Origin of the sequence: Rhodococcus wratislaviensis, from assembly GCF_900455735.1 — a bacterium.
Classification (GTDB): Bacteria; Actinomycetota; Actinomycetes; order Mycobacteriales; family Mycobacteriaceae; genus Rhodococcus_F; species Rhodococcus_F wratislaviensis.
Window position 1 is genome coordinate 675,065 of sequence record NZ_UAUI01000001.1, and the last position, 12,954, is coordinate 688,018.

At 67.1% G+C, this 12,954-nt stretch carries 11 protein-coding genes; 8 read left to right on the forward strand and 3 right to left on the reverse strand.

All coding sequences use genetic code 11. From position 1 onward, the window contains the following. Positions 1-181 precede the first annotated feature (181 nt). From DTA22_RS03095 to DTA22_RS03105, 3 genes are all read left to right on the forward strand, one after another. On the forward strand, positions 182-1,129 hold the full coding sequence (locus tag DTA22_RS03095; protein ID WP_037227467.1) for a hypothetical protein: 948 nt from the start codon (positions 182-184) through the stop codon (positions 1,127-1,129). Between the two features lie 299 nt (positions 1,130-1,428). Beyond that, the gene (locus tag DTA22_RS03100; RefSeq protein ID WP_037227151.1) at positions 1,429-2,859 is read left to right on the forward strand and encodes an aldehyde dehydrogenase family protein; all 1,431 of its coding nucleotides are present in this window, start codon (positions 1,429-1,431) and stop codon (positions 2,857-2,859) included. Positions 2,860-3,037: 178 nt separating this feature from the next. Next, complete coding sequence (locus DTA22_RS03105; RefSeq protein ID WP_037227153.1) at positions 3,038-3,535, forward strand: hypothetical protein; 498 nt, start codon at positions 3,038-3,040, stop codon at positions 3,533-3,535. Positions 3,536-3,670: 135 nt separating this feature from the next. Here DTA22_RS03105 and DTA22_RS03110 read toward each other — a convergent pair whose 3' ends face one another. Further along, entirely contained in the window at positions 3,671-4,909 is a 1,239-nt protein-coding gene (locus DTA22_RS03110) for a PucR family transcriptional regulator (RefSeq protein ID WP_112298445.1), read from the reverse strand. Positions 4,910-5,026: 117 nt separating this feature from the next. Between DTA22_RS03110 and DTA22_RS03115 the strand changes: the two genes are divergently transcribed. The 5 genes from DTA22_RS03115 (at position 5,027) to DTA22_RS03135 (ending at position 11,073) form a co-directional block, all read left to right on the forward strand. After that, positions 5,027-6,355, forward strand: a complete 1,329-nt coding sequence (locus tag DTA22_RS03115; protein WP_245973496.1) for an MFS transporter — start codon at positions 5,027-5,029, stop codon at positions 6,353-6,355. Between the two features lie 115 nt (positions 6,356-6,470). Next, positions 6,471-8,462 carry an acetate--CoA ligase family protein gene (locus DTA22_RS03120; RefSeq protein ID WP_235214296.1) on the forward strand — a complete coding sequence of 664 codons (1,992 nt, stop codon included), beginning with the start codon at positions 6,471-6,473 and terminating at the stop codon, positions 8,460-8,462. A gap of 29 nt (positions 8,463-8,491) precedes the next feature. Next, positions 8,492-9,820, forward strand: a complete 1,329-nt coding sequence (locus DTA22_RS03125) for a DUF1254 domain-containing protein (RefSeq protein ID WP_112298447.1) — start codon at positions 8,492-8,494, stop codon at positions 9,818-9,820. After that, the gene (locus DTA22_RS03130) at positions 9,817-10,908 is read left to right on the forward strand and encodes an NAD(P)H-dependent flavin oxidoreductase (RefSeq protein WP_112298448.1); all 1,092 of its coding nucleotides are present in this window, start codon (positions 9,817-9,819) and stop codon (positions 10,906-10,908) included. Before DTA22_RS03125 ends, DTA22_RS03130 begins: the two co-directional genes overlap by 4 nt. Before the next feature lie 24 nt (positions 10,909-10,932). Beyond that, entirely contained in the window at positions 10,933-11,073 is a 141-nt protein-coding gene (locus DTA22_RS03135; RefSeq protein ID WP_255309421.1) for a DUF202 domain-containing protein, read from the forward strand. Here the strand turns inward: DTA22_RS03135 and DTA22_RS36615 are convergent. Continuing rightward, positions 11,009-11,161 carry a hypothetical protein gene (locus DTA22_RS36615; RefSeq protein ID WP_235214294.1) on the reverse strand — a complete coding sequence of 51 codons (153 nt, stop codon included), beginning with the start codon at positions 11,159-11,161 and terminating at the stop codon, positions 11,009-11,011. The genes DTA22_RS03135 and DTA22_RS36615 overlap by 65 nt on opposite strands. A gap of 592 nt (positions 11,162-11,753) precedes the next feature. Beyond that, positions 11,754-12,851, reverse strand: coding sequence for a hypothetical protein (locus DTA22_RS03145; RefSeq protein WP_112298450.1), 1,098 nt, complete (start codon positions 12,849-12,851; stop codon positions 11,754-11,756). Between the last annotated feature and the right edge of the window lie 103 nt (positions 12,852-12,954).

A 12,954-nucleotide genomic window follows, 5' to 3' on the forward strand; every position in this document is an offset into this window, starting at 1 on the left:
GATGGCACCGACCTCGTCGCCGACGCCACCGTTCCGGTCCGCGAGGCCGCCGCTGACTCGTCGGGTGTGGCCGGGTGGCTGACCCCCTCCGATCCCCAGCCCACGTTTGCCCGGTACGCCGCCGGGGGATGCTGCGGGGAAGGGCGACCCCGTCGTCGGATCACGCGAGAGAGGCATGTCGATGAACGCTGTCACGACCGGCATCGTCGCCGGTGCCGCGGGCACCACGATGCTCGACGCCGTCACCTACCTGGACATGGCGATCCGGGGCCGCCCCGCAAGCACCGTCCCGGAGAAGACGGTCGAGTCCGTTGCATCCGCTCTGGGCGTCGCGATACCGGGACGCGGTGACGCGCTCGCGGCGCGGCGGTCGGCGTTCGGGGCGCTCGGTGGGATCGCCGTCGGAACGGGACTCGGCGTCGCCGCGGCCCTTACCGGCCGGGCCGGCGCCCACCTGACCCCGACTGCCGGAACGATCGGGATCGGTCTCGCCGCGATGGCAGCCACCGACATCCCGATCGCCCTGCGCGGCATCAGCGACCCGCGGCAGTGGACCGCCCAGGACTGGCTCAGCGACATCGTGCCGCATCTCGTCTACGGCGCCACCGTCACCACCGTGCTGCGACAGCGGGAAGAGACCACGGGGCACCGGACCGACCCGGCGGCGGAACGGTCGAGCACCGTCCGGTCGGCCGTGATCGGCGTGGCGAGCGGTCTCCGCAGTTCCACCGGCATCGCGGCGGCGCTGCTGTCGGGTGCCCCGGGCTCAGTGCACCGGGTCCGCCTCGTTGGCGCGACTGCGCTCGTCGGCGGCGAGCTGGTCGCCGACAAGAACCCGAACGTACCGTCACGTCTCTCGCCGCCTGCGCTCACCGGACGACTCATCGCAGGCGGCGGGGGCGCCGCGGCGCTTTCCCGCCGCGACCGGGTCGACACGGCGTCGGCCCTGATCATCGGGACTGTCGGTGCCCTCGCGGGCTCGTTCGGCGGCGCGTGGTGGCGGCAGTGGGCCGGTAGGCGGATGCCGGACTGGCAGGCCGCGCTCGCGGAGGATGCTGTGGCGCTCACGATGGCGGCGGCTGCACTTCGTCGTCCCGCGCTGTCGTCGTCGGTCAGCGCATCGAGGTAACCCCGCGCCCGGGGCTGGATAGACCGCACAATTCTCCGTCATCGCTCGACCCGAGGTTGCGTTGTCCCCCGGATGGGGGACAACGCATTCATCCCTCGGTGTGCCCGGCTGGCGGACAGACGTCCGAGCTGCGGTGAGTCATCGTTATCAGGCGCCGGAAACATTCCGACGCAAACCAACCAGGGCTCCGGGACGCGAGAGCGGTGCAAACACGGGACACCGTCACACTCACCCGAAGGCCACACGCCACATGCGGTACCCAACCTTTCTCACCTTCTACAGCCGACCAAAGGAGCACCATGGAGAACACCCGGAAGTTGTACATCGACGGCGAGTGGGTCGACCCGATCGGCACGGACACGCTCGACGTCGTCAACCCTGCGACGGAGCACACCGTCGCCACTATCGCACTGGGCGACGAGAAGGACGTCGACCGCGCCGTCACGGCCGCCCGCAGAGCCTTCGACAGTTATGGCTCGACGACACGTACCGATCGGATTGCGTTACTGGATCGGGTAATCGAGGTCTATGGGCGGCGAATGGGCGACCTTGCGTCGACGATCACCCAGGAAATGGGCGCACCGACTTCACTGGCCACGACCGCTCAGGCACCGTCCGGCTTGGTGCACCTCACCGCGGCCGTCGATGCGCTCCGTGAGTTCGAATTCGAGGAGAAGGTCGGCACGACAACGGTCGTGCACGAGCCGATCGGTGTCTGTGCGTTCATCACACCCTGGAACTGGCCTGTCAATCAGATCGCCGCGAAGGTTGCGCCGGCGCTGGCCGCGGGCTGCACGATGGTGTTGAAGCCGTCCGAGATCGCGCCACTCAATGCGATCATCTTCGCGGAGATACTTCATGAGGCAGGTGTCCCTGCCGGTGTATTCAACCTCGTCCAGGGTGACGGACCTACCGTCGGAGCCGCACTGTCGATGCACCCCGACATCGACATGGTGTCGTTCACCGGATCTACCCGTGCCGGCATCGAGGTCGCTCGCAACGCTGCGACAACGGTCAAACGCGTCGCCCAGGAGCTCGGCGGCAAGTCGGCGAACATTGTGCTGGACGACGCGGACTTCGACGAAGTCATCACCCGAGACGTGCTGGGTGTGGTGGTCAATTCGGGCCAGTCCTGTAACGCAGGTTCGCGCATTCTGGTTCCGTCGGACCGCATGGACGAAGCGATCGCGATCGCGAAAGCCGCTACCGCGTCGATCGTGGTCGGACAACCCGAGTCCGAGGGGACGACCGTGGGTCCGCTGGTGTCACAGGCACAGTTCGACAAGGTGCAGCGCCTGATCCAGACCGGCATCGATGAGGGCGGCACGCTCGTCGCTGGTGGGGTCGGTCGCCCAGCGGGACTGTCCACCGGCTACTTCGTCCGGCCTACCGTCTTTGCGGACGTGACGAACGATATGACCATCGCGCGAGAGGAGATCTTCGGCCCGGTCATGATGTTGATCGGCTACGAGGACGAGGCCGACGCAATCCGCATCGCGAACGACACCGCCTATGGGCTGTCCGGGATGGTCTCGTCGAGTGATCCGGAGCGCGCGCGGAAGGTCGCCAGGAAGCTGCGGACGGGAACGGTTCATCTCAATGGTGCCCCGCTGGTGTTCGATGCGCCGTTCGGCGGGTACAAGCAGTCCGGCAACGGCCGAGAGTTCGGCAAGTTCGGCCTGATGGAGTACCTCGAGGCCAAGGCGATCTTCGGCGACACCGAAGAATGATTGCCCCGGCGGGGTTCTCGCGGCGAAAGGTTGATGCTCGGCGTCGCCGGTCCTGCCCGACGCCCGCCGGCGTTGCGTATGGACGCGGCGGTGTCGGGCTGGTCGGTTGTCGTACAACTAGATTCGTCCGTGAAGGCGGGCCGTCGGCACGAAATCAAGAAGAGACGGGAGACCGATCGTGAATGCGGTCATGTGGATGGGCGTGGCCGGAATAGTCGGCACTGCGGTCTCACCGTGGATCACCGAACGCCTGCGCAGCAGGAATGCGCGCCGAGACCAACTCGTGAAGCTGCGGCTCGCGATCTACGCCGACCTGCTGAGAATGACAGCTCGCCTCGCGGCCACCGCAACGACATCGGCTGCATCGCACCCGAATGATGCGGGGCAGATCGGCGGCGACGGTTTCGATTCCCTGCTCGGCCAGGCGCAGGTCGTGGCCAGCGATGACGTCTACCGACGACTCAACGAACTGTCGCAGCTCACGGAAACGTTCAACCGGCACCTCGTGACGGCCGAGCAACGCCCGGTCTTTCCCCATCGGCAACACCTGCACGATGGCGCACTGAACGACCCGTTGCGCCTGCAGCATCGGAGAACACTGACCGATATCGCCGGCGGTATCGCGGTGGCTCACGGGAGAGTCCAGGACGCGATCCGCCACGAGATGAACCGGTGACGGTGCTCGATCGCATCCCGTCGCGGCAGACGTCGGTCACATCGCCGCCCCGCTCGAATCCATTCCGCTGCGCATCGAGAGGGCGTCCAGTTCGGAGTGCGAGAGTAGAGCTCTTCGAGAGCGATCCACCTGCCGCTACGCCCCGGGTAGGTTCAGGTTCGCCAGGGTGAGTGCCGATCCGAGCAGCATCAGGGCCCGCGAGGATCGCGGGTCGGTGCCGGTGAGATCGGCTATCTTGGCGAGCCGGTTGTCGATGGTGTTGGGATGGACCTGCAGCACCCGCGCGGTGCGCCTGCGATTGAAGTCGTTGTCGAAGTACAGCTGCAGTGTCTCGACGAGTTCGGGGAACGGTGTCAGTGGCTCGATGACCCGAAGTAGCGAGGTTCGCGCATCGGTGGGCTGTGCCAGTTGGTATTCGACCAGGAGGTTGTCCAGCACGCCGAGCGCACCGGGATCATTGCGTGCGCGGACCAGGTTGAGCAAGTTCCGCGCCAGCGCGGCCGCGCGCGGAAGATCGGCGGTCGCTGCGGCCGCGGATACCCCGCCTCGTACAGTCGCGCCGGCGACGGCCTCGAGCCTGGGCATCATCGCCTGGATCGTGGTGAGCCAGGCGGTGCTCGGGCCGGGGTCGGCCGGTATGAGGACCATGCCCTCGTCGCGTTCGAGCGCGGCAAGGACGTCACCGCCGAGGAAGCGCCGGATCTCCTGCTGGACTCGTCGCGCCTTGCGTCGACCGGCGATACGCCGCCCGACTTCGTCTGCTGCCGGCTCGGCGGGGTGCTCACCCAGGTGGAGCGCGAGGACGACGTAGGCCGGAGCGACCCGGGTGCCGAGTCGTTGCGCCAATTCGGCGCCCGGCCCCCCGGAGATCAATTCCCGGACGAGGTCGCGGGCGGCTTCGCGGGTCTCGGTTCCTACCGCCTCGAACTCCTGTTGGTGCGCATCGGACACCGTGTAGACGGCCCGGCGTGCCTGCGCGAACATGCCCTCCAGGAGGGCGCCCACTCCGGCGGAGTCAGCTGCCGACACTTCACTGAGGACGGCTTGGCAGATCATGTCGACGATCATCAGATAGGAGTCGACGAGATCCGTTACGGGTAGTCCGTCCTCGGCACGATCCTGTGCGGCTGCCGCAAGGGTATCGAGCTGTGTTTGTGCGTCCTCGTTAGCGCCCGCGGCTCCGCGCAGGAGGAACTGGCCGAAGATCCGGCAGTTACGCGCCATCACCGGATAGACGTGTTCGGTGGTGAATCCTTCGCCGTAGTGCGGCGAGCTCTGCGCGTACCGCTCCACCGCTTGCGCCGAGATTTCGGGGAGACGGCGTTCCGCTCGCCCGAGCGCTGCGAGCAGCTGCGGCGGGAGTGGTTGTGACATGTCACACCACCATAGTCGCGTCGGTGTGGAAAGCGGTGATTGTTCCGGGGATCGGCCGGTCGGAGACTGGATACATTCCCCAGTTCGATGAGAGCTGGATCACAAGGGAGGCTGAACGTGTCGATTGGTGAAATCGAGTCCCGGCGTCAGGCGAAGGCAGCGCCCACCGCGCCGTCGACGCGACGGGCGTGGCTGGTGACAGGTCTGCTGTTCGTCTTCATGTTGATCAATTTCGCGGACAAGGCGGTCATGGGGCTCGCAGCGAAGCCGATGAGTGAGACGTTTGGACTCGATTCTGCCGAATACGGGCACGTCGCGAGCAGCTTCTTTCTGCTCTTCAGCATCTCCGCCGTGGTGATCGGCGTCCTCGCGAACCGCGTGCCCACTCGATGGTTGCTGGTGGGTCTCGCGGTGGTGTGGTCGCTCTCGCAGGCGCCGATGATCTGGACGACGTCGATCGGGGTGTTGTTCGCGTCGCGAATCGTGCTCGGCGCGGCGGAGGGCCCGGCATTCGGCCTCGCCAACCACTCGCTACACAAGTGGTTCGTCGACAGCCGGCGACAGTTGCCGAGCAGCGTCCTCGCGCTGGGAAGCAGCGTAGGCACCTTGCTGGCAGCCCCGGCGCTGACGTGGGTGATAGTCCACCTCGGCTGGAGGGAAGCCTTCGCCGCCGTCGCGATCCTGGGACTGGTGTGGTGCGCCGCGTGGGCCCTCCTCGTGCGGAGCGAGGGACCCTACGGAGCCGAAGCGGCACCCGCACCGGCCGAGCCCGAGCCAGACGCCGCAATCGAGTATCACACCAGCTACTGGCGGATCTTCCTCTCCGGCACCAGCATCGGCAGCCTCGCGCTCGGCTTCGCGGCCTATTTCGGGTTGGCCATCTCGGTGGCCTGGCTGCCGCGCTTCCTCCAGGAATCCCGCGGATTCTCGATGACCGGGGCCGGAAACGCCACGGCCGTGTTCTGGGCCGTCGCAGGACTGTTCATCCTCGGGACCGGGATACTCTCGCAGCGCCTCACCGTGGCCGGAATCACGACGACATGGTCACGGGGAATGCTCAGTGCAGCAATGGTATTCGGCGGCGGCGTGTGCACTCTTGCCGGCGTGATGGTGCACTCACCGATCGGCAGCCTGATCCTGCTCATGATCGGGCTCGGAGCGCCGACGTCGGTATTCGCGATCACGCAGACCCTCGCCGGCGAGATCGCACCGGTTCGTCAGCGCGGCGCGGTGCTCGGTGTCGGCGTCGGAATTTCGACGCTCGCGGGAGTCATCGCACCCACCGTGATGGGTAACCTGCTCGAGTCCGCCTCCGACACCTCGGCCGGCTACAACAACGGGTTCGCGGTGGTGGCCATGGTCTGCGTCGCCGCCGCACTGGTCGGCGCGACTCTCATCCGCCCCGGACGCGACGCGGCGCGCCTGCGGACGACCTCCTCCTCGTAAAGCCCATTCTTGCGCACTGCATCCACCGTCCCCACCATTCGAAAGGGCCACTGCTGTGCCCCCTTCCTTTCCTTCGCACCGTCTCCATACGCTGTTCGAACCCAAGTCCATCGCCGTGGTCGGCGTCTCTGCGACGCAGCCGCTTTCCTGGGGCAGACTGACACTCGACCGACTCCTCGCGTGCGGATTCAGCGGTGAACTCGTCGCGGTCGGACCGCAGCCGGTCGAGTCGCCGAGCGTGGTGTCGGTCAGATCCCTTTCCGAACTGAATGCGCCACCGGATCTCGTGGTGGTCGCGACCCCCGCCGACGCGGCGCCGGGCGTGCTCGCCGAGGCCAGTGCGATCGGCGTCGTCGCGGCTGTGGTGTTTTCCGCAGGATTCTCCGAGGCGGGCGACACATTGCGCGAGCAGCGTTTACGCGAGGCGGCGGGTGACATGGCCGTTCTCGGGCCGAACTGTCTGGGCCTCGTCAACCATGCGGCGGACATCCAGCTGTCCACCAGCGGATTCCTCGGCCGATCCCGGCGCACCGAGGGACCGGTGGCCATCATCACGCAGAGCGGGGCTCTCGGCTTCGTCCTCGCCGACCTACTCGAGAAGGCGGAGATCGGCTACACCTACTACGCGAGCGTCGGAAACGAAATGTGTTTGACCACAGCCGACCTCGGACAGTATCTCGTAGAACGACCCGAGGTCGAGACGATCGTGCTCTACCTCGAGGGTGTGCGCGACGCAGCCGGACTCCGCGAACTCGGTGAGCGTGCCCGCACGCTGGGCAAGACCGTGGTGGCGTTGGCCGTGGGTAGCAGCGAGGGCGGTCGGCGGTCCGCACTGTCACACACCGCGGCGGTCGCCGGCGACTACACACTCCTGTCCGCGCTCTGCACGCAGGCAGGGATTCTGCTGGTCCGGACCGACGACGAACTCGTCGACGCCGTGCTGTGCGGCCGGAAGGTCTGCCGACTTCCGGAATCGCCCGCCTTCGCGGTGCTCACCATGTCCGGCGGTGCCGGCGGCGTCCTCGCCGATTCACTCACCACGATGGGCGCCCGCATCCCACCCCTGTCAGAGCCGACGCGGCGGCGAATCGCAGAAATCGGGACAGTCGAGGCGGGCGATCTCAATCCGATCGATATGGGTGGCAATTTCTTCCGCTCCCTCGCCAGCTTCCATGCCCTCATCGGGGTGCTCGACGAGGCCGACGAAATCGACGCGGTCGTCGTCTATCTGACTTTCGGTGACTACTTCGTCGACAACTTCCGGGACATCGCGGAGACGTGCGCCGCCACGGCGACCCCGACATGGTTCATCTGGGCCGGAGCCCCGGAAGGAGAGATCACGCGTTCTCGACGCCCGGAGACCGTGATTCCGAGCATCGGTGCGTTCGTGCGCCGCACCTCGATGGCAGTTCGTCCCGCGTCGACGAAACCCGTCGAGCAAGACCGGGGCGACCGGCGCTCCCCCGCACTTCGGAGGGTGCTCACCGAACTGCATGCGGCTCCGGTGTTGAGCGAGGCCGGGATCCGCCATGTTCCGATGGTTGCGGCGACCACCCCGGAAGGCGTCGTCGCCGCTGTCGAGGCCGCCGACTGGGCGGGCACACGCATGGTGGTCAAGGGCGACTCGAGCCAGGCACCTCACCGTGCCCACCTGGGGTTGCTGCGCATCGACATCGCACGAGCGGATCTGCTGTCGGCGGCGGCCGAGATACACGCCCGCCTGAACAGATCCTGCGACGACGAGGCGCGCCTCGTCGTCCAACCACTCGTCGAGCATCGTGCCGAGATCGCACTCGGCGCAGTGCGGGACCCGATCTACGGCACCGCCGTCGTCCTGGGCGCAGGGGGCGCCCGGGCCGAGGATCACTCGGCGCCGCGACACACCGTCCTGCTACCGGCAACGGCCGAGGACATCGACGGACTCGCCACCTGGGCAAGCGCGGAGTTCGACTGCGACGCAGCGAGTATCGCCGCCGCCATCCGGTCCCTGATCGCAGTACTGCACGAACACCCCGAATACCAGGAGATCGACATCAACCCACTGTGTGTCGTCGACGGCGGACTCGTCGCGGTCGACGCCCTGATCACCCTCACCGACACACCGTGAACACACCACACCACCGGAACGGAGCAACAATGACGACATCCCTCACCCGGCCCTCCTCTCCCGGCAGCATCGAGCGCATCGGACAGAAGGTGGGTACCGCGGCCTCCGTGGCCGTCGAGGCCTACCTGTGGGGTTACCCACTGGTCCTGATGAACCGCACGAAACGACTGCTCACCTGCCGCGATCATCGCGGTGCCGCACCGATCAACACACTTCGCCACCGCACCGCGCTCGCCACCGCCCGTGATCGAGAAATCGTCAAACCCAACAACGACACGATCTACTCGATCGGCTGGCTCGACCTCGCAGCCGGACCACTCGTCCTCGACGTCCCCGAGGTGCACGGGCGTTACTACAGCTTCCAATTCCTCGACGCCTACACGAACACGTGGGAATACGTCGGACGACGCACGACCGGAACACATCCTGGACGATTCGTCCTCGTGGGACCGACCTGGCGCGGCGACCTCCCCGACGGCAAGGTCCTGACATCGCCGACGAACACGGTCTGGTTGATCGGCCGAACGATCGTCGACAGCCCGGAAGATCTCGCCGAGGTCGCCCAGCTCGTCGAGGGGTACCGGCTCTCCCCCGCCGTCGACGGGGACAGGGAACCGCGCTGGACCACCGGACCCATCGAATCGCCACATACGATCGGCGAGGCAGGCATCGAATTCTTCGACGAACTCTGTGCCGCCATGGAAACCGATCCGGCTCCGACCGGTGAGGAAGACACCCTCGCGCGGTTCGCGACCCTCGGCATCGCACCCGGACGACGCCCGTCGACCGACATCACCGACCCCGTCGCCCGAACCGCCCTCGAGCACGCCGTCACCATCGGGGATCGACTCCTCGCGGCGCGGCGCACGAAGAGCGAGCGCGCGTGGGACTACAACCTCGAGCTCGGTACGTACGGGACAAACCATCTGCTGCGCGCCGCCGTCGCCCGACACGGACTCGGAGCCCTCACCGCATCCGAAGCGATCTACGCCACCACGGAGATCGACGCGACCGGACGACAGCTGACCGGCGCGCACGACTACCGACTGCACTTCGACAGCGCACACCTTCCCCCGGTCGACGCATTCTGGTCACTGACGATGTACGACGACGAGTCCTTCCTCGTACACAACCCCGCAGATCGCTATGCGATCGGAGATCGGACGACGGGTCTGACCTACGGCCCGGACGGTTCGCTCGAGATCATCATCCAGCACCGCCAACCAACGGATGCGACGGAGCGGGCGAACTGGCTGCCCGCACCGGAGGGCAACTTTCAGCTCACCATGCGCTTCTACGAGCCGCGCGAGGAAATGCTCACGAACCGCTACGTCATCCCCGCGGTCACACGCCGATGAACCGCCGGCTCGACACAGCGGTCTGTCACCAATTCGGCTCGCAGCTACCAATTCTCGCGTTCAGTCACTCTCTTCCGGTAACCGCGGCCGCGACCAACTGCGGGGCCATCGGGATCTGGGGCGCCACCCGGAACACACCCGAGGAGATCCACGAAGGACTCGCCTGGCTCGCCGCACGCTGCGGCGAACGCCCGTACGGCGTCGACCTCGTACTGCCGGCGAACATGCCCGAACGCGACAATCGGGAATTGCTGGAAACTCGTTTACCGCAACGTCATCGGGATTTCGTTGCGGCCCTTCGCACCAAGTACGCGGTGCCGGACGACGGGCTACCCGGTACCCGATCCCGGTTCGTGCGCTCACAGGAAATGGCGCACGCACAACTGGGCGTCGTGCTCGCATCGGAAGCGCCGATCACCGCGATGGGCGTCGGCAGCCCACCCGAGGCCGTCTCGTCACTGCATGACGCAGGCAAGTCGGTGATCTCCCTCGTCGGCACCACCGAGCACGCCCGCCGCGCGCTCGACGCCGGCACCGACATGCTGGTCGCTCAGGGCTACGACGCCGGCGCGCACACCGGGGACATCGGGACCTTCTCACTGGTCCCGCAGATCGTGGACCTCGCCGGTGACATCCCCGTGGTAGCGGCCGGCGGAGTCGCCACCGGCCGACATCTCGCCGCGGCACTCGCGATGGGTGCATGTGGGGTGTGGATGGGAACCGCCTGGCTGTTCGCGAAGGAGCACGACCTCGATCCCCTCGTGCTCGCGAAGCTGGCCGCGGCGGACTCCGGCGACACGATCCGGTCCCGGGCCGACAGCGGCAAGACCCTGCGTCAGATCACAACGGCGTGGACCGACGAATGGTCCGAGCCGGGCGCACCCGAACCTTTGGCGATGCCGCTGCAGGACATCCTCGTCGGTGACCTGCTGGGCGCGGTGTCCCGGCACCGCATCGAGCCGTTGATGAAATCGGAAGCGGGACAGTCGGTCGGCTACTTTCGCGAGCGCACGGACGTGGCGAGCATTCTCGACGGCCTGATCACCGAAGCGGTGCACGTGCTCGATCGGCTCGGTTCCGATATCTGATCCGGACGTGCGGTGGCGGCGCAGGTGGGCGCGGACCCGGATCCGGGATTCCCCCTCTCCAACGAGCGCACCTTCCTGGCGTGGGTCCGGACAGCGGTCGTCAGGCGGCGAGCTCACGGGGACGAGCGAAGACATCCACCAGCGCACCGTTGCGCCACACCGTGATCTCGATCTGCCGGTCGATCGCATCCTCGACCATCAACCGCTGAACGGCAGTCGTCGTCACGATCGGCTTGCCGTCGAGTTCGACCATGATGTCTCCCCGCGCAGCCCCGCCTCGGCGGCCGGGCTGCGCGGGGAGACACCGGCCACCTGTAACCCCGTCTTGGACCTGATCCGCCCCTGCAGCTTCGGAGGGAGCGGAACCTGCATGCCTGCGATCCCCAACCAGGCCCGACGGACCCGCCCGGCCGATACCGACGCGGCGATGATCTGCCTCGTCGTCGACCGACTCCACCAGACCCGAGTCTAAACAAGACCAACTTCGCGATCACCGGCTGTGCTGTTACCGCTGCCCGTCCGTTCGAACGCCACCCGGGCGCCGTCACAGCGTCCCCATCGGCACACAACCGGCAACCGTGGACCAGTCACCCAGCAACCGCCCGGGGTCTCCGGCGAGTCAATCCTCGCCGAGGAGGTCGTGGCCATGCCATTCTCGGACCACGCCACGAGTACTCATGGTTCCCAATGGTCACACACATCGCCACCGAAAAGGAGCCTTCGACCGTCGCGCGAAAGCAGGGTGAGCGCGCCCGGTCGCTCGTATCTCGATGGACGCTCGGCCGACCGACATTGCACACCTCGTCAGGGCCCCCGAGTTGGGTCGCACGCTTCGCGGGCCGCGATCATCCCGCCTCGTTCGACCGCCTCCGCGTCTCCTCGATGCGCTGCCGCTGCCGGACCCCGTACGCCGCCTCCTTGACGGCGGCGTCGTCCTCGAGACCCGACCCGAGCGCCCCACCTATGGTGGCGATGGACGCCAGCAGCCAGGTGAGCGTGAGGTAGTCGGAGAAGTTCACCCCGTGCCCGAGAATGGGGGACAGCAGTTCCGGGGGAAGAGCGAGGCACGTGGTGAACAGGAGCAGGCAGAACAGGGCCACGTGGAGGATGGCGACGCCGATGACCAGGGTGGCCACGGTCGCGGTGTTGTACAGCACCGATCGATCGCGCTCCTCCGGCGACTTCGGCCGCTCCCAGAGTTCGTGATCGAGGATCAGCCAGAGAATCATCGCCACGATCGACAGGACCGTCGCCGCACCCATACGCCATGGACCCATCGTGTCGGCGAACAACCAGATCGTGTCGGTGGCCAGCGCGATCGCACCCGTGGCGAAGGCGCCGACGAGTACCTTCGACAATCCGGTGACCAGTCTCCACGGCCGGTTGGCCCGCACCATCCCCGACAGCAGTCGCAGCCGCCGCAGCCCCGAGGGCGCGAAGTACCGGATACCGTCCTCAATCTGCACACACGGGAACCGTCGCGCCGCGCCGGGGGGCATGAGTTCCGGTTCCCCGAGGACGCGGGCGATCGCGAGTTCGGTGACAGTGCGGACGCGGTGCCCGATGTGGACGCCGCCCACCCCGGCGACGGAGATGAGCGCGAAGAGGTGGTCGGCGCTGACGTCGGCCACCACTGGCAGGGTGTCCTCGCGACGCGGTAGATCGGTGAGGTACACGACGATGTCCTCCCCTTCGGAGGACGGATCAACCGCGTGGATCACATCTGCGAAATCCGCTTGCTCGTCTGAGAGGTACGGCTTGCCGCGTACGCACGTCGTCCACCGACGCTCGAGGCGATCACGGCTTCGCAGGCGTTGCGGCAGGTACTCCGCGATGCGTTCCGCGAGAGCCGCAGGCGTGCCCGGATCCGCGATCAACAGCACCGAGACCTGCTCGCCCTCCGCACCGGATTGCCCTCCCCCCGGGTGCTCATTCGCATCCACCGCCTCCGCGTACCCGCCGGGCCTGCCCCCAAACTCCAGGCAGTGGGTGCGCGTGCATCACAGCGCCGCCGCGGATCGCCGCTGCCTCTGTCCGGTAGACACC

What these genes read in the sequence shown, in the direction of transcription:
- DTA22_RS03095 (WP_037227467.1), top strand. Translation starts at nt 182, where the DNA reads ATGAACGCTGTCACGACCGGCATCGTCGCCGGTGCCGCGGGCACCACG.
- DTA22_RS03100 (WP_037227151.1), top strand. Translation starts at nt 1,429, where the DNA reads ATGGAGAACACCCGGAAGTTGTACATCGACGGCGAGTGGGTCGACCCG.
- DTA22_RS03110 (WP_112298445.1), bottom strand. Translation starts at nt 4,909, where the DNA reads ATGTCACAACCACTCCCGCCGCAGCTGCTCGCAGCGCTCGGGCGAGCG.
- DTA22_RS03125 (WP_112298447.1), top strand. Translation starts at nt 8,492, where the DNA reads ATGACGACATCCCTCACCCGGCCCTCCTCTCCCGGCAGCATCGAGCGC.
- DTA22_RS03130 (WP_112298448.1), top strand. Translation starts at nt 9,817, where the DNA reads ATGAACCGCCGGCTCGACACAGCGGTCTGTCACCAATTCGGCTCGCAG.
- DTA22_RS36615 (WP_235214294.1), bottom strand. Translation starts at nt 11,161, where the DNA reads ATGGTCGAACTCGACGGCAAGCCGATCGTGACGACGACTGCCGTTCAG.